General features: G+C 70.7%; 14 protein-coding genes and 1 pseudogene. 3 read left to right on the forward strand and 12 right to left on the reverse strand.

Features of this window, described 5'->3' with window-relative positions; translation table 11 throughout:
• Positions 1–32 precede the first annotated feature (32 nt).
• The 4 genes from ACFYOH_RS21975 to ACFYOH_RS21990 all read right to left on the reverse strand — a co-directional run bounded on the left by ACFYOH_RS21975 (position 33) and on the right by ACFYOH_RS21990 (position 7,405).
• Positions 33–1,394 (reverse strand): S8 family serine peptidase, encoded by a 1,362-nt coding sequence (locus ACFYOH_RS21975; RefSeq protein WP_388627873.1) that lies wholly within the window; start codon positions 1,392–1,394, stop codon positions 33–35.
• 250 nt (positions 1,395–1,644) lie between these two features.
• Complete coding sequence (locus ACFYOH_RS21980) at positions 1,645–3,090, reverse strand: aldehyde dehydrogenase family protein (protein WP_388627875.1); 1,446 nt, start codon at positions 3,088–3,090, stop codon at positions 1,645–1,647.
• A 161-nt stretch (positions 3,091–3,251) separates the two neighbouring features.
• Positions 3,252–4,868: a PucR family transcriptional regulator gene (locus ACFYOH_RS21985; RefSeq protein ID WP_388627877.1), complete on the reverse strand. Its 1,617-nt coding sequence runs from the start codon at positions 4,866–4,868 to the stop codon at positions 3,252–3,254.
• Between the two features lie 110 nt (positions 4,869–4,978).
• Complete coding sequence (locus ACFYOH_RS21990) at positions 4,979–7,405, reverse strand: ATP/GTP-binding protein (RefSeq protein ID WP_388627880.1); 2,427 nt, start codon at positions 7,403–7,405, stop codon at positions 4,979–4,981.
• A gap of 301 nt (positions 7,406–7,706) precedes the next feature.
• On the opposite strand from ACFYOH_RS21990, the gene gabT reads away from it, so the two are divergent.
• Positions 7,707–9,041 (forward strand): 4-aminobutyrate--2-oxoglutarate transaminase, encoded by a 1,335-nt coding sequence (gabT, locus tag ACFYOH_RS21995; RefSeq protein WP_388627882.1) that lies wholly within the window; start codon positions 7,707–7,709, stop codon positions 9,039–9,041.
• A gap of 826 nt (positions 9,042–9,867) precedes the next feature.
• Positions 9,868–10,134 (forward strand): annotated as a pseudogene (locus ACFYOH_RS22000) (phosphatase PAP2 family protein); the annotation flags it as partial.
• Between the two features lie 49 nt (positions 10,135–10,183).
• On the opposite strand, the gene ACFYOH_RS22005 reads toward ACFYOH_RS22000, so the two are convergent.
• The 8 genes from ACFYOH_RS22005 to ACFYOH_RS22040 all read right to left on the reverse strand — a co-directional run bounded on the left by ACFYOH_RS22005 (position 10,184) and on the right by ACFYOH_RS22040 (position 20,790).
• The gene (locus ACFYOH_RS22005) at positions 10,184–12,397 is read right to left on the reverse strand and encodes a chitinase (RefSeq protein WP_388627885.1); all 2,214 of its coding nucleotides are present in this window, start codon (positions 12,395–12,397) and stop codon (positions 10,184–10,186) included.
• Positions 12,398–13,098: 701 nt separating this feature from the next.
• The gene (locus ACFYOH_RS22010; RefSeq protein ID WP_388627888.1) at positions 13,099–13,416 is read right to left on the reverse strand and encodes a hypothetical protein; all 318 of its coding nucleotides are present in this window, start codon (positions 13,414–13,416) and stop codon (positions 13,099–13,101) included.
• Between the two features lie 148 nt (positions 13,417–13,564).
• Positions 13,565–14,995 carry an NAD(P)/FAD-dependent oxidoreductase gene (locus ACFYOH_RS22015; protein WP_388627890.1) on the reverse strand — a complete coding sequence of 477 codons (1,431 nt, stop codon included), beginning with the start codon at positions 14,993–14,995 and terminating at the stop codon, positions 13,565–13,567.
• A 22-nt stretch (positions 14,996–15,017) separates the two neighbouring features.
• A complete protein-coding gene (locus tag ACFYOH_RS22020; RefSeq protein WP_388627893.1) occupies positions 15,018–15,818 on the reverse strand; it encodes an ABC transporter permease in 801 nt (266 codons plus the stop codon).
• Positions 15,819–16,754 carry an ABC transporter permease gene (locus ACFYOH_RS22025; protein WP_388627896.1) on the reverse strand — a complete coding sequence of 312 codons (936 nt, stop codon included), beginning with the start codon at positions 16,752–16,754 and terminating at the stop codon, positions 15,819–15,821.
• Positions 16,754–17,902, reverse strand: a complete 1,149-nt coding sequence (locus tag ACFYOH_RS22030; protein ID WP_388627899.1) for an ABC transporter ATP-binding protein — start codon at positions 17,900–17,902, stop codon at positions 16,754–16,756. Before ACFYOH_RS22030 ends, ACFYOH_RS22025 begins: the two co-directional genes overlap by 1 nt.
• Positions 17,903–17,910: 8 nt before the next feature.
• Positions 17,911–19,158 carry a PotD/PotF family extracellular solute-binding protein gene (locus ACFYOH_RS22035; protein WP_388627901.1) on the reverse strand — a complete coding sequence of 416 codons (1,248 nt, stop codon included), beginning with the start codon at positions 19,156–19,158 and terminating at the stop codon, positions 17,911–17,913.
• Between the two features lie 96 nt (positions 19,159–19,254).
• Positions 19,255–20,790: a gamma-aminobutyraldehyde dehydrogenase gene (locus ACFYOH_RS22040; RefSeq protein WP_388627903.1), complete on the reverse strand. Its 1,536-nt coding sequence runs from the start codon at positions 20,788–20,790 to the stop codon at positions 19,255–19,257.
• A gap of 211 nt (positions 20,791–21,001) precedes the next feature.
• On the opposite strand from ACFYOH_RS22040, the gene ACFYOH_RS22045 reads away from it, so the two are divergent.
• Positions 21,002–21,565, forward strand: coding sequence for an NADAR family protein (locus ACFYOH_RS22045; protein ID WP_388627905.1), 564 nt, complete (start codon positions 21,002–21,004; stop codon positions 21,563–21,565).
• The last annotated feature ends 722 nt before the right edge of the window (positions 21,566–22,287 follow it).

Consider the following 22,287-nt stretch of genomic DNA (forward strand, 5'->3'; position numbering starts at 1 on the left):
GGGACGTTCAGCCTCTGTGAAGACGGCCTCCGTCAGTGCTTGCCGGCGAAAGCCTGCACGAGGCGCAGGGCGTCCAGCGTGCCCACACCGGTGGCCATGTCGTAGCCGTTGACGGCCTTGTAGCCCTTGACGCCCTGGTAGCTGTTGTCCGTGCCGTCGTTGACGTCGACGATGCCCGGGTTCTTGTGCTTCAGCAGGGTGTAGAGGGCCGGGTTGATGTCGCCCACGCGGTGGCCGGCCGCCTGGTCGACGAGCGCGACGATGCCCGAGAACAGCGGACTGGCCTCGCTGGTGCCGCCGGAGACGTCCCAGCCGGTGGCGGTCGGGTCGTAGCTGGAGTACACCCAGGCACCGCCGTTGACCGCGGCGGCCATCGAGATGTCCGGGGTGCCGCGGCGGGTGCCGACGACGTTCTTCACTCCGTCCTGGAAGGACGGGCGGGTGAACACGTGGGACTGGCCGCCGCCACCCGCGCCGTAGTCGTTGTAGACGCTGTCCGGCTTGACGCGCTCGCCCTTGTCGTTCAGGTGGAGCTGGGTGCCGCCGATGGAGGTGACCAGCGGGTCGGACGACGGCCAGGAGTTGACGGGCTTGTTGTAGTACGTCTTGCCGTCCGTCTTCAGGTCGGTGGCGCCGCCGTCACCGGAGGAGGCGAGCACGGTCACGTGCTTGCGCTGCGCCGCCTCGAAGGCGTACCGGAGCTTCTTGATGCTGGAGAAGTCGCCCTTGTCGAAGCCCGGGAAGGTGTTCTCCGTGGCGCCGAAGCTCTGGCTGATGACGTCGCCGACACCCTGGTCGATCAGGTGCTTCTCGGCGGACATCATCTCCGGCAGACCGGTGGTGCCCTCGGTCTCGGCGACCGCCGTCTCCACCAGGACGATCTTGGCGCCGGGCGCGACGGCGTGGGCCATCTCGACGTCCAGCGTGGTCTCGCCGGCCCAGCCCGTCATGTCGGAGTTCTTGGGGTCGAACTTCGGGACGTTGCCCCACTTGACGACCTTGACCTTGGTGCTGGGCAGCCCGAACTGCTTGCTGTAGACGTCCAGGTCGTGCTGGACGGTCGGGGACCCGAAGGAGTCGACGATGACGATCGTCCGCCCCTTGCCGGTGATGCCCTTCTTGTACAGCGGGTTGAGGTTGTACGCCGTCCTGTACTGGAGCGGGTTGTAGCAGTTGATGTGCCATTTCGCCTGGCACTGGGCGATGGGCAGGGGGCTGGCCACGCCGTGGACCAGGGTGTGCCCCGTGATGGCCGGCTGCGCGAAGGTGTGCGGTACGCCGGCGGGCGCGGCGGCGGTGGTGCCGGCCGAGGAAATGGTCGCCAGCCCTGCGGCGACGAGTGCGGCGGTGGCGGCGGACGCCGCGAGGCCGCGCCCGGTTCGGGCTATGTGCATGTGGTCCCCTGAGTGATCCGGAGACGTCCTGGACAGGACGAACCTGAGCAGGACGAAGTGGTCAGGCGCATCCCATCGGGTGAGTCATGGACAGATCAAGACTCAGGGCAGGACTCTTGAACCGCCGATGCCGAATCCTTTACCAGGGGACAGGAAACAGGGACAGCAAACAAGGGGCGGGAAACGTGAACGGCCGGCGCCCCCGCACAGTGGGCACCGGCCGTTCTGTTTCCGACCTGTCCGTGGCAGGTCAGAGCGCGAGGCCGGTCAGGACCAGCACGCGCTCGTAGGTGTAGTCCTCCATCGCGAACCGCACGCCTTCGCGGCCCACGCCGGACTGCTTGGCGCCGCCGTACGGCATCTGGTCGGCGCGGTAGGACGGGACGTCGCCGATCACCACGCCGCCGACCTCCAGGGCGCGGTGGGCGCGGAAGGCGACCTGCAGGTCATGGGTGAACACGCCCGCCTGGAGGCCGTACTTGGAGTTGTTGGCCGCGGCGAAGGCCGCCGCCTCGCCGTCCACCTTCTGCACGGTGAGGACGGGCCCGAAGACCTCCTCGCAGGCGAGGGTGACGTCCGCCGGTACGTCGGTGAGGACGGTCGGCGCGTACGAGGCGCCGTCGCGGTCGCCGCCGGTGTGCAGCGTGGCGCCGGCCTCGACCGCCTCCTTCACCCAGGACTCCACACGCTTGGCGGCGTCCTCGCTGACCAGCGGGCCGACGTCCGTCTTGGCGTCGGACGGGTCACCGGTGACCTGGGCCTCGACGGCGGCGACGATACGCGGCAGCAGGCGGTCGTACACCGACGCGTCGGCGATCACGCGCTGCACGGAGATGCAGGACTGGCCGCCCTGGTAGTTGGAGAAGGTCGCGATGCGGGTCGCGGCCCAGTCCAGGTCGGCGTCGGAGGCGTAGTCGCCGAGGACGACCGCGGCTCCGTTGCCGCCCAGCTCCAGCGTGCAGTGCTTGCGCGGCACCGAGTCCATGATCGCGTAGCCGACCTTGTCGGAACCGGTGAAGGAGATGACCGGCAGGCGCTCGTCCTGGACCAGGGCGGGCATGCGGTCGTTGGACACCGGCAGGACCGACCAGGAACCGGCCGGCAGGTCGGTCTCGGCCAGCAGCTCGCCCAGGATCAGGCCGGAGAGCGGGGTGGCCGGGGCGGGCTTGAGCACGATCGGCGCGCCGACGGCGATCGCCGGGGCGACCTTGTGGGCGCACAGGTTCAGCGGGAAGTTGAACGGCGCGATGCCGAGCACGACACCCTTCGGGAAGCGGCGGGTCAGCGCCAGCCGGCCCTGGCCGCCGGCGTCGGTGTCCAGCCGCTGGGCCTCGCCGCCGTTGAACCGCCGGGCCTCCTCGGCGGCGAACCGGAACACGGAGACGGCACGGCCGACCTCGCCCCGGGCCCACTTGATGGGCTTGCCGTTCTCGGCGGAGATCAGCTGGGCGATCTCCTCGGTGCGCTCGGCCAGCCGCTTGCTGACGTGGTCGAGGGCGGCGGCGCGCACGTGGGCCGGGGTGGCGGCGAACTCGTCCCGCACGGCGTACGCGGCGGCCACGGCCTCCTCGACCTGGGCGTCGCTCGGCACGCTGACCTTGCCGACGAGTCGGCCGTCCCACGGGGAGGTGACGTCGAAGCTGTCCTCGCCGGTGACCTGGCGGCCGGCGAGCCAGAAGGCGTGGGTGGAAGTCATTGCGAGTCCCGGCCCTTCCGCGTTGGAGGTGTGCTTGGCTTTCGTGGTCCACGGTAGGGCGGGCCCGGCCGGGGGTCGCTTGTCCGAGTCGTAGCAGTAGCCGGGCCGCGCACTACTGTTTGGACTACTCGCCGCCGATCTGTTTCGACCATCTGTTTCGACTACTCGGGGCTGGTCGCCTTCAGCGCGAGCCACAGCTCCATGCGGACGTCGGGATCGTCCAGGGAACGCCCGAGGATCTCCTCGACCCGCCGCATCCGGTAGCGGAGCGTGTGCCGGTGCACCCCCAGGTCCGCGGCGGCGGCGTCCCACTGCCCGTGCCGCGACAGCCACGCCCGCAGCGAGGCGACCAGATCCCCCCGCCCCGTCGCGTCGTGCTCGTGCAGCGCCCGCAGCAACCCGTCGGCGAACGCCTTCACCGCGTCGTCGGCCAGCAACGGCAGCACGGACCCCGCGGCCAGCTGCTCGTGCTCCACCAGCACCCGCCCCCGCCGCCGCGCCACCGACAGCGCCTGCTCGGCCTGCTTGTAGGCGGCCGCGGCGGCGATCGGCCCGGCCGGCGCGGACAGTCCGACCACCAGCTCCTCCTCGTCACCCCCGGCCTGCTCGGGCACCGCCCGCGCGGCCTCCAGCGCCGCCGTGTGACTCGTGCAGGCGGCCACCGCCGCGCCTCCGTCGGTGACGAGCACCACCAGCCGCTCCCCCTCGGGCACGACCAGCACGGCCTCGCCGGAGCGCGCGGCGGCCGACTCCACGCTCTCCGTCAGCCCGCCCAGCGGATCGCCGCCCGGGCCGACGGTGGGTGCGGAGGCGTGCGCCCGAGCGGCGGATCCCGGCACCGACTCGGCGACGATCACCCGGAACGGCGCGTCGAGCAGGCCGCCGTACAGGTCCCCGGCGACGGCCCGGGCGTGGTCGGGCTCTCCGGCGAGGAGCATGCGCAGCACCGCCGTGCCGATGCGCTGCTCGGCCGCGTGCAGGGACCGGGAGCGTTCGGTGGTGAGGGTGAGCAGGGCGATGGCGGAGTGCACGGCGTAGCGTTCGGCGGTGCCGAGTGCCGCGGCGGTGCCCACGGCGAGTGCGGCGCGCGGCCGCCGTCCGGTGCCCAGGGAGTGCAGCTCGACCCGGTCCTCGTGCTCGGGTCCGCCGACGACGGACGACGCCGGCGCGGGCCGCTCCCGCAGCCGCTCGACATCCGCCGTCAGCCGGGCGGCGCGCCGCCCGGCCCACTCGGGCGCGGCGGCGACGACGGAGCCGGAGGCGTCGTACAGGGCGGCCCATCCGTCGACCTGCCCGGCGAGCGCGCCGAGCAGCCCCTCGGGGCCGGCGTTGAGGGCCTGCTTGGTCAGCTCACGCTGGGCGGCGAACCCTGCCGTGACGGCCCGGTACTGATCGGCGGCGATGGCGGCGGACACGGCCTTGCTGATGGCGAGGAAGGGGGTGCGGCGGGGGACCTCCAGCAGCGGCAGCCCCTCCTGCCGGCAGGCGTCGACGAGGGCCGCCGGGATGTCCTCGTAATTGACCCCGACGGCGAACCCGAGCCCCACGACACCGGCCCCGGCCAGCCGCTTCACATACCGCCGCATGGCCTCCGGGTCCTCGGCGTCCAGCTTGAGCGCGGTGATCAGCAGCAGCTCACCGCCCTCCATGTACGGCACGGGGTCGGCCAGCTCGCTGACGTGGGCCCAGCGCACGGGCACGTCGAGACGGTCCTCGCCCGCGCGCACGGTCAGCTTCAGCGCGGAGTGGTGGACGAGCGAGGCGAGGGTGGGGGGCATGGGGCCTTCAGGTGACGGGATCCGCGGTCCATCCGGATGGGATCATTTGGCCGATCCGTATGAACGACCTACACCGATTCTGCCTCACCGTAACGATCCCCCGCCGCCGTTCACCCCCTCAGATCCACCAACAACGGCGGCGCGTGCTCCCCCCGCACACTCGTCAACGACACCACCGCATGCCCCGCGGGCACCCCATGAGCCAACTCGGACGCCGACCAACGCTCACGTTCCACCTGCCGGACGGTGACGGCCTCGGTCGTCACCGCCTTGCCGGTCACCAGCTTGCGCAGGGCATGGATGGCGCGTGTCATCGGCTGGTCCGCGAAGACGGTGTGCCGGGCCACGTCCCGGGTCTCCACCCACTGAGTGCCCCAGGCGTCCGCGAACCTGCCGCCGTCCCATGTGGTCACCCCGGAGAACGCCATATGGCAGCCGACGGCCGCGTACAGCGGCCCGTGCAGCGCCTCAGGTACATCGCCGACCGTGCGCAGGGCGAGCACCACGCCCGCGTTGCGGGAGCGCAGGCGCTGGATACGGCGGACGGACTCGGCGGTCACCGCGCCGGTGGCATCGTCCAGGACGAGGCAGGTGAAGTGGGTCCGCTCACCTGCCGAGGCCACCGCGCCGAACTGAGCGAGGAGCAGCCGGGTGACGATCCGGGACGCCTCCTCGTGTCCGCGGTCGGGCAGGTCGATACGGACGCGCAACGGATGATGGGCGACGGCGCGCAACGAGAACGGCCGGGCGCTTGCGCCGTCCCCGCCGAAGAACTCGGCGAACGCCGGCCGGTCCAGTACGGCGAGCCGGTCGGCCAGGACCGGCCCGGGATCGCCGGCGATGCCCGACTGGCGGGCACGCGCCTCGAGTTCGCGGCGCATCACGGCGTGCTCGTCCCCGGCAAGCGCGTCACGCAGCGCGGCCAGGGCCGAGGAATCGCCTTCGAGGAGCTCCCGCAACACGGGCAGGGTCGGAAAGCGTCCGTAGGCCGCCCGGTATGGGCCGAGGAGCTGGGCGAGCGCGGTGACCGAGCGCTGACCGCTCACGGTGTCCAGGTCGCCCGCCAGCCCCTCCGCCAGGAAGGCGGCCGCCTCGTCGGGGTCGTCGGAGTCCGCGTACGGGTCGAGGTCGTGCACGGACCCCGGGTCGCCGAGGCGTACGACCACGTCGTAGGCCGAGTCGGGTCCCAGCGGGGTGCCGGCCGCGGCCACAGCCACGACGGCGCACTGTCCGGCCAGTGCCTGCAGGCCGAGCGTCTCCACGACGGGCCGGATCAGGTGGCGTGTCTTGCCGGAGCCCGAGGGTCCGACGGCGAGCAGCGAGGTGCCCAGGGTGTCCGGCGCGAGTGCCGCGCCCGCGCCGCCGTAGGCGAGCGGGGTGCGTTCTCCCGCCACCCACTGCCCGATGCGCACCTGCCCGGCGAGCAGATCATGCCGCGCGGCCCGGCCGGGCAGGTCGCGGTCCCCGGAGGGGTGGGTCCAGGCGGCGGCGCCCTCGCGCAGGACGGTGTCGGTGAAGGAGGACAGCCGGGCCCGGGCACGCGCCACGGCCCACATGCGGCCGACCCTGGCGCAGTCCACGTCGTTCATCCGGCCGGCCTCGACCTCGGCGGCCAGCACGTCCGCGGCCCCGTGCTGACCGGCCTCACGCAGTTCGGGCCACTGCGACGGCCGCCGGTCCACGGCCGGTTCCGCGGCCGCGGCCGTCCTGGCCCGCGCCCGCGCGCCGAGCGCCTCCTTCGCGAGGGGCCACCAGCCGCCGATCCGGGCGAACGGCCACAGCACCAGCAGGCTGATGAGCGTGTACAGCCCGTCCGTGAGCAGCTTCGACGCGAACACGCCGTAGTCGCCGCCGTTGAGCAGGACGATCAGGGAGAACAGCGGATCCTGGACGGGCAGGGCGTCCCAGCCGAGGCCGAACCAGCTCGGGAAGACGAAGGCCAGCGCGATCAGCGCGCCGAGGGCCGCGACGAGGGCGCGAGCGGGTTGTTCGCGCCGGGTGACGAAGTGCCGGATGACGTCGGACCAGCTGCCCAGGCGCGCCATGGCGTAGACGAGGATCGCAAAGAAGACACCGTCGGCGACCGTCTTGACCTCGTGACCCTGGTAGCCCTTCGGTGATGTGGTGCCGGGCCACCACCAGTCGCCGGGAGTGAGCAGCTTGAGGATGGTCCACTGGTATGGGAGGCCGCCGTGCCGCCACAGTGACCACAGAAGCAGTCCCGCGGCCAGGGGGACGACGAAGCCGACGATGGTGACGGGGGCCAGGCGCTGTCCCTGGCGTGCGGTCGCGGGCCGGCGGTAGCCGAAGCGCCAGATACCGGGCTCGACGGACGGGCGCGGCTCGTCGAGCCATTCGGCGAGGGGCGAGCGGGGATGCCGTGGATCGGGGGCGTACCCCGGCTGGGCGGCCGTCGGCGGCACACCGGGTGGCATCGGTGGCATGGGGGGTGCGGCGCTGTCCTCGCGTGGTGCCGCTGGGCGGGGTACAGGATTCGCATGCGTGCCGCGTGCGTCGCGCGTGCCGTCGCTGTCCATCGCCCTTGCCCCCTGACCAGCCGTTCCGTCCACCATCAGCGAGCAATCTAACGCCCCGGCAAGGGGAGTTCACCGCTTACGCGGCCGAGAGCACCCGCCGACCGGGCGTGCCCCGGCCACGCGGCTATGTCCATCACGGACAACCGGAGTGACCGACAACGCCCACATGGAGCATGCCCACCCCCCACCCCCGGCCCTAGCCTGCGAAGAAAGAGTAGGTAAGCGGCCGAAAACTCACCGCCCGGGACTGTCCGGGACACCAGATCAGACCGCTCGGTACGCAAGATCATCAGGAGCCCCCATGACCGCACTTCCGCAGGAGCGCCGCGTCGTCACCGCCATCCCCGGCCCGAAGTCGCAGGAGCTGCAGGCCCGCCGTACCGCCGCGGTCGCGCAGGGCGTGGGCTCCGTGCTGCCGGTCTTCACCCAGCGCGCGGGCGGCGGGATCATCGAGGACGTCGACGGCAACCGGCTCATCGACTTCGGGTCCGGTATCGCCGTGACCTCCGTCGGTGCCTCCGCCGAGGCCGTCGTACGGCGCGCGAGCGCCCAGCTCGCCGACTTCACCCACACCTGTTTCATGGTCACCCCGTACGAGGGGTACGTGGAGGTCGCGGAGGCGCTCGCCGAGCTGACGCCCGGTGACCACGCCAAGAAGTCCGCGCTGTTCAACTCCGGCGCCGAGGCCGTCGAGAACGCCGTCAAGATCGCGCGTGCCTACACCAAGCGGCAGGCCGTGGTCGTGTTCGACCACGGGTACCACGGCCGGACCAACCTGACCATGGCGCTCACCGCCAAGAACATGCCGTACAAGCACGGGTTCGGGCCGTTCGCGCCCGAGGTGTACCGGGTGCCGGTGGCGTACGCGTACCGCTGGCCGACCGGGCCGGAGAACGCCGGTCCCGAGGCCGCCGCGCAGGCCATCGACCAGATCACCAAGCAGGTCGGCCCGGACAACGTGGCCGCGATCATCATCGAGCCGGTGCTCGGTGAGGGCGGCTTCATCGAGCCGGCCAAGGGCTTCCTCCCGGCGATCCGGCAGTTCGCCGCCGACAACGGGATCGTCTTCGTCGCCGACGAGATCCAGAGCGGCTTCTGCCGGACCGGACAGTGGTTCGCGTGCGAGGACGAGGGGATCGTTCCCGACCTGATCACGACCGCCAAGGGCATCGCCGGTGGGCTTCCGCTCGCCGCCGTGACCGGGCGCGCCGAGATCATGGACGCCGCGCACGCCGGTGGCCTCGGTGGTACGTACGGCGGTAACCCCGTCGCCTGCGCGGGTGCGCTCGGCGCCATCGAGACCATGAAGGAGCTCGACCTCAACGGCAAGGCCAAGCGCATCGAGGAGATCATGAAGGGTCGCCTCACCGCCATGGCCGAGAAGTTCGACGTCATCGGTGACGTGCGTGGGCGCGGCGCGATGATCGCCATCGAGCTGGTCAAGGACCGCACCACCAAGGAGCCGAACCCGGAGGCCACCGCCGCCCTCGCCAAGGCCTGCCACGCCGAGGGTCTGCTGGTCCTGACCTGCGGCACCTACGGCAACGTGCTGCGCTTCCTGCCCCCGCTGGTGATCGGCGAGGACCTCCTGAACGAGGGTCTCGACATCATCGAGCAGGCCTTCGCCCGCATCTGAGGCCGCGCCTCCGAGCGACTGGTCCGCCCCTCTGAGCGGTACCTGCGGCAGGCCATGTGAAGAAGGTGTGCGAGGTGGATGGCGGGAGCCGATTCCGTCTGCCCAAGCGGCCCGGGCTGCCGTAGGTTCTAACCAGATGAGAGATACACCCCGCCCACAGGGGACTGTGGGCGATCTCAGGCCGGGGCCTCCCCAGCTTCGACCTGGTCGTGCCCTCGCGCACACAACCGGCGCCTGACGGCTCCGGGATCTCCTCACCGATCGGACGGTCGCCGCCCCAAACCCCCCGGGGCGCGCGACGTTCCGATCCGGTCGGCCGCCTCGGAACGCCCCCCCTGTTCCGGGGCGGCCGACCTCCTTCCTTCTTCCGTGAACACCGGTCCATGAACATCGAAGGGCCCCGACCGCTCCTGCCGAGTGGTCGGGGCCCCTTCGCATGGGCTCGTGACTCCGGAGCAGAACGGGCACGAAACTGCAGAATTTCATCCTGCAGGACCATGTGACACGCTCAGGAAACGGAAGCGGACCTGCGAAGCTGGGCACCGTGTCGTCCTCAACCCGCCGCTGCCTGCTCCTCGGTGTCCCGGCCGTCCTCCTCGTCCTGATCACCTGGCAGGTCGTCAGCCACGGCCCGCTGCTGCACCCGGACGCCCGGCTCAGCCGGGCCCTCGTCCACCCGGACCGGTTCTCCGGGCTGCTCTCCCATCTGGGCGACATCCAGGTCGCGGGCCTGGTCCTCGTCACCACGCTCGGCCACGTAGCCGGCCGGGGCCGCACGGCCGGTACGGCGCGGTGGTGGCTGCCGCCCGCCGCGGCAGCCGTCGCGATGGCGCTGGTCCCGGCGATCGTCGTACCGCTCAAGGACTGGACCGCGCGGCCGGGGACCCCCGTGGTGCCCCCGACCGTCGGCTATTTCCCCTCCGGGCACACGGCCACGGCGGCGGTCGCCTACGGCTCCGCGACCCTGCTGCTGCTCCCCTGGCTCCGGTCGGCCGTCACCCGCCGGCTCCTGGTGGCCGGCTGCACGCTGCTGGTCCTCGGGGTGTCGTACGGCCTGGTCCGCCACGGCTATCACTGGCCGCTGGACGTGGTGGCCAGCTGGTGCCTGTCCACCGTGCTGCTGACCACCCTGAGCCTGGTCGTCAGCCGAAGTACGCGTCGAAGGTGTTCTGGAACTCCCAGTTCGAGTAGCGGTCCCAGTTCACCGACCACGTCATCAGACCGCGCAGCGCGGGCCAGGTCCCATGAGTCGGATAGGAGCCGCAGTTCGTCCTCTTCGTCAGGCAGTCCAGGGCCCTGGTGACCTCGGAGGGGGCCACATAGCCGTTGCCCGCGTTCGTGGACGCCGGCATGCCGATCGCCACCTGGTCGGGGCGCAGCGGCGGGAAGACGTTGTTCGGGTCGCCCGCGACCGGGAAGCCGGTGAGCAGCATGTCGGTCATGGCGATGTGGAAGTCGGCGCCGCCCATGGAGTGGTACTGGTTGTCCAGGCCCATGATCGGCCCGGAGTTGTAGTCCTGGACGTGCAGCAGCGTGAGGTCGTCGCGCAGCGCGTAGATGACCGGGAGGTACGCCCCGCAGCGCGGGTCCTGACCGCCCCACTTGCCGGTGCCGTAGTACTGGTAGCCCATCTGCACGAAGAACGTCTCCGGTGCCATCGAGAGCACGAACTTCGACCCGTACTTCGCCCTCAGGGTCTTCAGGGCGGAGATGAGGTTGACGATCGCGGGGGTCGTCGGGTTCTTGAAGTCGGTGTCGCTCGTGTCGAGGGACAGGGAGTGGCCCTCGAAGTCGATGTCGAGGCCGTCGAGGCCGTAGGTGTCGATGATGTTCGAGACCGAGGAGACGAAGGTGTCCCGGGCGGCGGTGGTCGTGAGCTGGACCTGGCCGTTCTGGCCGCCGATCGAGATCAGCACCTTCTTGCCGGCCGCCTGCTTGGCCTTGATCGCGGCCTTGAAGTCGGCGTCGCTCTCCACGTTCGGGCACTCGGTGACCGGGCAGCGGTGGAAGCGGATGTCTCCCGAGGTGGGCGAGGTGGGTTCACCGAAGGCCAGGTCGACGACGTTCCAGCTGTCGGGTACGTCGGCCAGGCGGGTGTAGCCGGAGCCGTTGGCGAAGCTCGCGTGCAGGTAGCCGACGAGGGCGTGGGTGGGCAGGTCGGCGGAGCCGCCGGTGCCGGTGCCCGCGCTGGTGGTGGCGGTGACGACGGCGGACTTCGCGGACTCGCCGGCGTCGTTGCTCGCGGTGACCTGGAAGCCGTACGCGGTCGAGCCGGACAGCCCGGTCACGGTGGCCGAAGTGCCGCTCGCCGTCTGGGACTTGGTCCCGTCGCGGTAGACGGTGTATCTCGTGGCGCCGCTGACCGCCGACCAGGACAGGGTCACGGAGGACGAGGTGACCGCGGTGGTCTTCAGGCCGGTGGGCGCATTGGGCGGCTGTCCGGCGCCGCTGCCGCCGGGCCCGACGAGGGAGATGTCGTCGGCGTAGTACGTGCCCGTCCCGTACCAGCCGTGCGTGTAGACGGTGACCTGCGTGGTGGCCGCGCCGGTGGTGAAGGTGGTGGTCAGCTTCTGCCAGTCGGGGGCGGACTGGGTCCAGGTGGAGACGTCGGTGGTGCCGGTGCCGTTCGCGCCGAGGTAGACGTACGAGCCACGGACGTAACCGGACAGCGTGTACTGCGCGTTGGGCTGGACGGTCACCGTCTGCGCGCACTGGGCGTCGTCACTGCCGGCCGGGGTCGCCCGCAGCGCGGAACTGCCGCTGTGCACGGGCGAGTCGACCGTCGTACCCGCCGTGCAGGTCCAGCCGTCGAGACCGGACTCGAATCCGCCGTTCCGGGCGATGTCCGCGTCGGCCGCGCGGGCGGCCGACGAGAGCGCGGTGATGCCGGGCACGGCCAGCAGGGCGGCCGTGAGCAGGGCGAGGACGGATCTGGGACGTCGTGCGCGCGGGGGGCGCGGGCCGCGTAGGGCAAGGGGGGCGCGTTCCACAAGGGCCTCCGGTTCGGGGGGAGTTGGAGGGTGGAGCGCACTCAACTTGGTCCAGACCAATCCTGTTGTCAAGGTTTCCGGACGCCATCCTTCCCCGTCCCCTCCCCCGGCCAGCCATGCCGCCGCCTCGTGCATCGCCGGCTCCCGCAGCGCGGGGTCGGTCAGCGCGGCCGAGCCGTCCGGCGGCACCAGTCGGCGCACGCCACGGGTCGCCCGGCCGGAATACGGCACGACGATCCAGGTGCCGGATCCGGCGGTGCGGACGCCGGTGCCGATCCAGCGGGCCGCGGTGCCGGGCGGCACGAAGAACCCGACCCGGTCGTCGCCGAAGTCGATCGAGTACCGGGCCGGGCCGGTCGAGCACACGGGTGAGCACGTCCAGGGTCGGACACCCGAGGCCGCCCGGCAGGATCTGCAAGTCCCAGGCCCGGCCGGCGGGCCGCAGCACGACCCCGAGGGGACTGCGCTCCCATTCCCAGCGGCAGGCAGCGGGGTCCGGTGCGACGGATGCCGGCCATTCGACAACCGTCTTCGCCCCAGTCATGAGAAGGCCTCCCTCTCTCTCGGCGCTCAGCGGCGCACAGCCCCCGACGGTGTGACGCCTGGAGACGGCCGGTACGACGGCATGGCGATGCAACCCCTCCCCGTGAGCGACGGCGTTCCCCCGGTCGCAGAGTGATGGGCGCGAGAGAGACGGGTCTGGTAGGTACCCGTCACGCGCGGAGTGAGGCCAATGACGATCAGAGATGGCTGATTTACGACACCCAGCTGCTTCGAGCCACCGCGATCTTGCCTGTCGCACACACGACACTCGCAGGGCACCTGCTCCCCCACCAGGGCGTCCGCTGCTGGTTCAAGTGGCCCGAGCACGATGCAGGGTGCCTCCTCCATGTCCGGAGAAGGCACCCTGCATGCTCTGAGCGCCGGCTTGCGGTCCGGGATCACCTACCGTCGGCCGACATGTCAGTGGTGGTGTCAGCCGCGGTGGCCACGGTCGTGGCCCCAGGAGACGCCGTCGACGAAGCGGCCGCGGTCGTTGCGCAGGGCCGCGGTGTCACTGCTACGGCCTAGTCGTAGTTCGGGCCCCAGTCGTACACCCAGTAGTAGCAGTGGTGATCGTGGTCCCAGTAGTAGTGCCAGTGGTCGTGGTGCTCCCAGTGGTCTCCGTCGTGGTCGTCCCAGTAGTCCCCGTCGTGATGGTCGTGCCGGGGAGTCATGGAGACCGCGGACGCCGGGTGCATCGGCGCCGCCGTGGCGGCCGCCGCCGGCAGCATGACGCCTCCGGCGACGACGGCGGCGGAGGCCACCGCCGTCGCCAGGCCGGCCAGGCGGCGCCTGGACCGGCTGTCGTCGTGCTTGCGGGTGACGCGAGTGATGAGACTCATGATCTTCTCCTGCTGATCCGGTGTGTCGAAGTCGGTGCCTCCCGGTGAGGCCCGTGCTTCCAGTACGCCGGATCGCGGGAGCCGGGTCATGCTCCGTAATCTCGGGGCTTGACGCAGCCATGAGGACCGGGTAGAAGCCAGGCCTGCCTCAGCTGTCGAAGCCCAGCCCCAGCCGGTCCATCGTCCGCAGCCACAGATTGCGGCGGCCACCGTGCGCGTCCGCGCGGGCCAGGGACCACTTGGTGAGGGCGATCCCGGTCCAGGCGAACGGCTCGGGCGGGAACGGCAGCGGCTTCTTGCGGACCATCTCCAGCTCGGTCCGCTCGGTGCGCTCCCCGTCCAGCAGGTCGAGCATCACGTCCGCGCCGAAGCGGGTCGCGCCGACGCCCAGGCCGGTGTACCCGGCCGCGTACGCGACCTTCCCCTGGTGCGCCGTGCCGAAGAACGCCGAGAAGCGCGAGCAGGTGTCGATCGCGCCGCCCCAGGCGTGGGTGAAGCGGACGCCCTCCAGCTGCGGGAAGCAGGTGAAGAAGTGGCCGGCGAGCTTGGCGTACGTCTCCGGCCGGTCGTCGTACTCGGCGCGCACCCGGCCGCCGTAGTGGTGGATCGCGTCGTAGCCGCCCCACAGGATCCGGTTGTCGGCGGAGAGGCGGAAGTAGTGGAACTGGTTGGCCGAGTCGCCGAGTCCCTGCCGGTTCTTCCAGCCGATCGACTCCAGTTGCGCGTCGCTCAGCGGCTCGGTCATCAGCGCGTAGTCGTACACCGGGACGGTGTAGGAGCGCACACGGCGCAGCAGACTGGGGAAGATGTTGGTGCCGAGCGCGACCCGGCGGGCGCGGACCGCGCCGTACGGCGTGCGTACGGCCATGCCGGCGCCGTACGGCTTCAAGGTCAGCGCGGGCGTGTGCTCGTACACCCGCACCCCGAGCTTCAGGCACGCCTTCTTCAGGCCCCAGGCCAGCTTCGCCGGGTGCAGCATCGCCACGCCCCGGCGGTCCCACAGGCCGGCCTCGAAGGTGGGCGAGTTCACCTGCTCGCGCACGGCGTCGGCGTCCAGGAACTCGATGCCGTCCGCGAGCCCCTTCTCCGCCAGCTCCCGGTGCCAGTCCTTCAGTTCCCAGGCCTGGTAGGTCTCGGTGGCGACGTCGATCTCGCCGGTGCGCTCGAAGTCGCAGTCGATGCCGTGCCGGGCGAGCGCGGCCTCGATCTCGTCGAGGTTGCGCCGGCCCAGCTCCTCCAGTTTCTGGATCTCGTCGGGCCAGCGGGTGAGGCCGTTGGGCAGGCCGTGGGTGAGGGAGGCGGCACAGAAACCGCCGTTGCGGCCGGAGGCGGCCCAGCCCACCTCGCGGCCTTCCAGCAGGACCACGTCGCGCTGCGGGTCGCGCTCCTTGGCGTTCAGCGCGGTCCACAGCCCGCTGTAGCCGCCGCCGACGACCAGCAGGTCGCAGGTGACGGTGCCGGTGAGGGCGGGCTCGGCGGGTGGCTTGCCGGGGTCTTCCAGCCAGTACGGGACCGGCTGGGCTTCGGAGAGAGAGGCGATCCAGTTGTCTTTGCCACGACTCATGGCGCTTGGGGCCATGATTTCAACTCCCTACAGAGGCTTATGCCTTTTGCTTGTTACGGCTGTTGCCGACGAGCATCGAGAACAGCGTGATGAGGACGGCGACGAGGAACATGGCCGTACCGATGACGTTGATCTGGACGGGCGTGCCGCGCTGCGCCGAACCCCACACGAACATCGGGAAGGTGACGGTCGAGCCGGCGTTGAAGTTCGTGATGATGAAGTCGTCGAAGGACAGCGCGAACGACAGCAGCGCACCCGCGGCGATGCCCGGTGCCGCGATGGGCAGGGTGACCCGCAGGAAGGTCTGCACGGGACCGGCGTACAGGTCCCGGGCGGCCTCCTCCAGGCGCGGGTCCATCGACATCACACGCGCCTTGACCGCGGTGACGACGAAGCTGAGGCAGAACATGATGTGGGCGATGAGGATCGTCCAGAATCCCAACTGAGCACCCATGTTGAGGAACAGGGTGAGCAGCGAGGCGGCCATGACGACCTCGGGCATCGCCATCGGCAGGAAGATCAGCGAGTTGACGGCGCCGCGGGCCCGGAAGCGGTACCGGACCAGCGCGAAGGCGATCATCGTGCCGAGCAGGGTGGCGCCGACCGTCGCCCACACGGCGATCTGGAGGCTGATGGACAGCGAGCCGCACATGTCGGCGACGCCGCACGGCTGCTTCCAGGCGTCCAGGGAGAACTGCTGCCACTGGTAGTTGAAGCGCCCCTTCGGCTTGTTGAAGGAGAACACCGTCACGATGACGTTGGGCAGCAGCAGGTACGCGAGTGTCAGGGTTCCCGCGATGACGACGAGATGGCGCTTGAGCCAGTTGACGAAGGGCATTTAGACCAGGTCCTCCGTCCCGGACCGGCGGATGTAGATCGTGACCATGGCCAGGATGGCGGCCATGAGGATGAAGGAGAGCGCCGCGGCGGTCGGGTAGTCCAGGATCCGCAGGAACTGCGTCTGGATGACATTGCCGATCATGCGGGTGTCGGTGGAGCCGAGCAGTTCGGAGTTGACGTAGTCGCCGGCTGCCGGGATGAAGGTCAGCAGCGTGCCGGAGACCACGCCCGGCATCGACAGCGGGAAGGTGACCTTGCGGAAGGTGGTCCAGGGCTTGGCGTACAGGTCGCCGGCCGCCTCGTGCAGCCGTCCGTCGATCCGCTCCAGCGAGGTGTACAGCGGCAGGATCATGAACGGCAGGAAGTTGTACGTCAGTCCGCACACCACCGCGAGCGGTGTGGCGAGGACGCGGTCGCCGGCCGTCCAGCCGAGCCAGCCGGTGAGGTCCAGCAGGTGCAGCGAGTTCAGGGTGTGCACCACCGGGCCGTTGTCGGCGAGGATCGTCTTCCAGGCCAGGGTGCGGATCAGGAAGCTGGTGAAGAACGGCGCGATCACCAGGATCATGATCAGGTTCCGCCAGCGGCCCGCGCGGAAGGCGATCAGATAGGCCAGCGGGTAGCCGAGCAGCAGGCACAGGACCGTGGCGGCGGCCGCGTAGAAGACGGACCGCAGGAACTGCGGCCAGTACTCGCCGAGCGCGTTCCAGTAGGTCGCGAAGTGCCAGGTGACCTTGTAGCCCTCCTCCAGCGAGCCCGTCTGCACGGACGTGGAGGCCTGGTAGATCATCGGCAGCGCGAAGAAGACGATCAGCCACAGCAGGCCGGGCAGCAGCAGCCAGTACGGGGTGAACCGGCCGCGCCCCCGCGGGGGCTTCTTCTCCTCGGTCGCGGGCGCGAGGGGCGGGGGCGCCTCGGCTTCGGTCAGGGTCGTCATCAGGCGGCCGCCTCTTCCTCGGTGCCCGCGTCGATGTCCTGGGTGGCGTCCAGGCCGAAGGTGTGTGCCGGGCTCCAGTGCAGGACGACGTCGGCGCCGGGCACGAGCCGGCCGTCGCGCTCGACGTTCTGGACGTACACCGAGAGTTCGTCGCAGACCGGGCTGTCGATCACGTACTGGGTGGAGACGCCGATGAAGCTCGCGTCGGCTATCTTGCCGGTCAGCCGGTTGCGGCCCTCGGGGATGTCCCCCGCGTCGTCGGCGTGCGTGAGGGAGATCTTCTCCGGGCGGATGCCGACCAGCACCTTGCCGCCGGCCGTCGCCGGGGCCGAACACCGCGCCTTGGGCAGCACCAGCTTGCCGTCGCCCGCCTTGAGCACGATGTCGTCGCCGTTCTTCGTGTCGACCTCGGCCTCGATGAGATTGGAGGTGCCGAGGAAGTTGGCGACGAAGGTGGTGTTCGGGTTCTCGTACAGGTCGGTCGGGGAGCCGAGTTGCTCGACTCGGCCCGCGTTCATCACGGCGACCGTGTCAGCCATGGTCATGGCCTCCTCCTGGTCGTGCGTGACATGGACGAAGGTGATGCCGACCTCGGTCTGGATGCGCTTGAGCTCCAGCTGCATCTGGCGGCGCAGCTTGAGGTCGAGGGCGCCGAGCGGCTCGTCGAGGAGGAGCACCTTGGGGTGGTTGATGAGGGCGCGGGCGACGGCGACACGCTGCTGCTGGCCGCCCGAGAGCTGGTGCGGTTTCTTGCGCGCCTGCTCGCCGAGCTGGACCAGCTCCAGCATCTCCTCGACCTGCTTCTTCACGCTCTTGATGCCGCGCCGGCGCAGGCCGAAGGCGACGTTCTCGAAGATGTCGAGGTGCGGGAAGAGGGCGTAGGACTGGAAGACCGTGTTCACCGGCCGTTTGTACGACGGCAGATGGGTCACTTCCTGGTCGCCGAGGTGCACGGTGCCGGAGGAAGGTTCCTCCAGGCCGGCGATCATGCGCAGGGTGGTGGTCTTGCCGCAGCCGGAGGCGCCCAACAGGGCGAAGAAGGAGCCCTGCGGCACGGTCAGGTCCAGCGGGTGTACGGCGGTGAAGGCGCCGTAGGTCTTGGAGATACCGGAGAGGCGGACGTCGCCGCTGTTGTCTGGTGTCGTCATCGTCGTCGTCACGCCCCTGTGAGCTTCGAGAACTTCTGCTGGTAGGCCGTCTCTTCCTTCTGCGTCAGCGCGCGGAAGGCATGGGACTTCGCCTGCATGGCCTTGTCGGGAAGGATCAGCGGGTTGCTCGCCGCCGATTTGTCGATCTTCGCAAGATAGGGCTGCACTCCCCCGACGGGGCTCACGTAGTTGACGTACGCGGCGAGCACGGCGGCCGGCTCGGGCTCGTAGAAGAAGTCGATGAGCCGCTCGGCGTTCGTCTTGTGGCGCGCCTTGTTGGGGATCAGCATGTTGTCGGTCGATGTCATGTAGCCGCTGTCGGGGATGACGTAGCCGACGTCCGGGTTGTCCGCCTGGAGCTGGACGATGTCGCCGCCCCAGGCCACACACGCGGCGAAGTCGCCCTTGGTGAGGTCCGAGGTGTAGTCGTTGCCGGTGAAACGGCGGATCTGGCCCTTGTCGACGGCCTTCTGCAAGCGGGCGATCACCGCGTCGTAGTCGTCGTCGGTGAACTTCGCCGGGTCCTTGCCCATGTCGAGCATGGTCATGCCGATGCTGTCGCGCATCTCGGTCAGGAAGCCGACGCGGCCCTTGAGCTTGGGGTTGTCGAGCAGGTCGGAGACCGACTTCACCTCGATGCCGTCGAGCGCCTTCTTGTTGTAGGCGATGACGGTCGAGATGCCCTGCCAGGGGTAGGAGTACGCCCGGCCCGGGTCCCAGTCGGGGGCGCGGAACTGGTCCGACAGGTTGGCGAAGGCGTGCGGCAGGTTGGCCGGGTCCAGTTTCTGGACGTACCCGAGGCGGATCATGCGGGCGGCCAGCCAGTCGGTGAGCACGACGAGGTCACGGCCGGTGTCCTGGCCGGCCGCGAGCTCCGGCTGGATCTTGCCGAAGAACTCGTCGTTGTCGTTGATGTCCTCGGTGTACTTGACCTGGATACCGGTCCGCTTGGCGAAGGCGTCGAGCGTGGGGTGCCGCTTCGTCTTGTCGTCCACGTCGATGTACTCGGGCCAGTTGGAGAAGTTGACGACCTTCTCCTGGGCCGAGTGGTCGTCGGCGGACACGCCTCCTTGGGTCTTCGTCGCCGCGGGGATGCCGCAGGCGCTCAGCGCCCCGAGTCCGCCGACCGTGAGCGCGCCTCCCGCGGAGGCGCGCAACAGCGACCGACGGGTCATCGCGGCCCGGCCATTGCGGAAGCTGCGCCGTATGGCGGCCAGTTCGACCGGTGTGAAGCGGTCGGGCTCGTACTGCTCCATGCGCGTGGTGCCCTTTCGGGAGGAATGGGTGGTCGGCCTGGTCGAGGGCCGGAACGTCACACCCGGCGGCGGCCGGCTCCTGCTGATGTCCGGTTGCTACCGGTCCCCGAAGATCGTGCGGTGCCAGTCCTTCCTGGCCACCGCGGTGTTGTCGAACATTACGTGCTTGACCTGCGTGTACTCCTCGAAGGAGTACGCCGACATGTCCTTGCCGAAGCCGGATGCCTTGTATCCCCCGTGCGGCATCTCGCTGATGATCGGGATGTGGTCGTTGATCCACACACAGCCCGCCTTGATCTCCCGGGTGGCCCGGCCCGCGCGGTACACGTTGGTGCTCCACGCGGAGGCGGCGAGGCCGTACGGGGTGTCGTTGGCCAGCCGGATGCCCTCGTCGTCGCTGTCGAAGGGCAGGACGACCAGGACCGGGCCGAAGATCTCGGACTGGACGATCTCGCTGTCCTGGGCGGCGTCCGCGATCAGGGTCGGCCGGTAGTAGGCGCCCTGCTCCAGGTCGCCCTTCGGGGCCTCGCCGCCGGTCACCACGCGCGCGTAGGCACGCGCCCGGTCCACGAAGCCGGCGACCCGGTCCCGCTGGACGTGCGAGATGAGCGGCCCGAGGTCGGTGCCGGGTGCGAAGGGATCGCCGAGCCGCACGCTCTCCATCAGGGCGGCGGTCTGCTCCACGAAGGCCTCGTACAGCGGCCGCTGCACGTACGCGCGCGTGGCGGCCGTGCAGTCCTGCCCGGTGTTGATGAGCGCACCGGCGACGGCACCGTGGACGGCGGCCTCCAGATCGGCGTCGTCGAAGACGACGAAGGGAGCCTTGCCGCCCAGCTCCAGATGGATGCGCTTGACGGTGGCGGTGGCCACCTCGGCGACGCGCCTGCCCACGGCGGTGGACCCGGTGAACGAGGTCATGGCGACATGCGGGTGGCCGACCAGGTGCTCCCCCGCCTCTCTCCCCGTCCCGGTCACGATGTTGACGACACCGTCGGGGAGGCCGGCGTCCGTGGCGGCCTGGGCGAACAGCAGCGAGGTGAGCGGGGTCAGCTCGGCGGGCTTCAGCACGATGGTGTTGCCGGCGGCGATCGCCGGGAGGATCTTCCAGGCGGCCATCTGGAGGGGGTAGTTCCAGGGCGCGATCGACCCGACGACACCGATCGGCTCGCGCCGGACGTACGACGTGTGGTCCCCGGAGTACTCCCCGGCGGACTGCCCCTGCAGGTGCCGGGCGGCGCCCGCGAAGAAGGCGGTGTTGTCGATGGTCCCCGGCACGTCGAACTCACGGGTGAGCTTCAGCGGCTTGCCGCACTGCAGGGACTCGGCGCGGGCGAAATCCTCCGCGCGGTCGGCGAGCACGGCGGCGAACCTGTGCAGGGCGTCGGAGCGCTCGCCTGGCGTGGCCGAGGCCCAGCCGGGGAAGGCCTCGCGCGCGGCGGCGACGGCCGCGTCGACGTCGTCGGTGCCGGCCAGCTCGTAGGTGTACACCTCCGCGCCGGTGGCGGGGTCGACCACGGCGTGGGTGCGGCCCGAGGTGCCCTTCGTCGGCCGGCCCGCGATGAACTGCGCGCCCTCGGCGAATCGCTCCTCGGCGGGGAATCGTTCCGGGGTGGCGGTGCCCGGGTTGTGCATGTCGCTCTCCTCCGCCGTTTCGCCCCGTCCCGGGGGGGTGGGTGGCGTAGCTCCAGCTCGATTTGAGTGCCGATCCTGACAGAGCAATAGGACTCCAACAAGTGATTCCGTTGTTGCCTTTTGGTTACGCGACGGAATCTGTCGACCAGGTGTCGAGTCGGGGCGGAAAAGGGCGGACGGAGTGTCAGTGGTGCGTGCCAGACTCGCGTGCATGGGAAAGATCGACGGGGTGGAATCCCTGATCAGAGAGGTCCGGGCGGGGTCTCGGATCAAGTACCTCCACTTCTGGGGGCACCGGCCGAGGCCGGACGGCAGGCTCGGGGCGAGCTGTCTGAGCCAGTGGTGGCCCTCACCGTTCGTGGTGGACGGGGTCGAGTACGCGACGGCCGAGCACTGGATGATGGCCGGCAAGGCGCGGCTGTTCGGGGACGCGGAGGCGGAGCGCCGGGTGCTCGCCGCGGGACATCCCGCCGAGGCGAAGAAGGCGGGGCGGCTGGTCCGGGGTTTCGACGACGCGGTGTGGGAGCGGGAGCGCTTCCGGATCGTGGTCGAGGGCAGCGTGCACAAGTTCGCGTCGGACGACGATCTGCGCGGGTTCCTGCTGGGCACGGGCGACCGGGTGCTGGTGGAGGCGAGCCCGGTGGACCGTATATGGGGCATCGGCCTCGCGGCGGACGACGAGGCGGCCTCGGACCCGGAGCGCTGGCGGGGGCCGAACCTGCTGGGCTTCGCGCTGATGGAGGCACGCGAGCGGTTGTCGGGGACCGGGGCGTGACGGGGGCCGGGGCGCTGCGGCGGTCTGGGGCATGAAGGAGGCCAGGGCGCTGCGGGGGGCTGGGGTCCTGCTGCGGGCCTGAGCACTGCAGCTAGCCGGGGCCCGCTGCGGGCCGGAGCCCTGTGATGGGCCGGGGGCTGAGGGGGTCAGGGCCCTGCGACGGGCCGGGGCCGTGCGTTGGACCTGAGCGCTGCGACGGGCCAGGCTCCAGCTGCGGGCCGGGGTCCGAGGGGCCAGGGAGCTGCAGCGGGTTGGGGCCCTGTGCAGGCCGGAGCCCTGAGTGGGGCCGGAGCCCTGGAGTGGGCCGGGGCCCTACGTCGGGCCGGAGCCCTGCGTCGGGCCGGGCTTGAGGGGAGCCTGAGCCCTGGAGCGGGCGGGGCCGTACGTCGGGCCTGAGCGCTGCGACGGGCCAGGCTCCAGCTGCGGGCCGGGGTCCGAGGGGCCAGGGCCCTGCGACGGGCCAGGCTCCAGCTGCGGGCCGGAGCCCTGCGTCGGGCCGGGGCCCGCTGCGGGCCGGAGCCCTGTGATGGGCCGGGGCCGTGCGTCGGGCCTGAGCGCTGCGACTGGCCGGGGTCCTGCTGCGGGCCGGAGCCCTGCGACGGGCCGGGGGCTGAGGGGGTCAGGGCCCTGCGACGGGCCGGGGGCTGAGGGGGTCAGGGCCCTGCGACGGGCCGGGGGCTGAGGGGGTCAGGGCCCTGCGACGGGCCGGGGGCTGAGGGGGA

It is taken from the genome of Streptomyces sp. NPDC007856, from assembly GCF_042868225.1.
GTDB lineage: Bacteria > Actinomycetota > Actinomycetes > Streptomycetales > Streptomycetaceae > Streptomyces.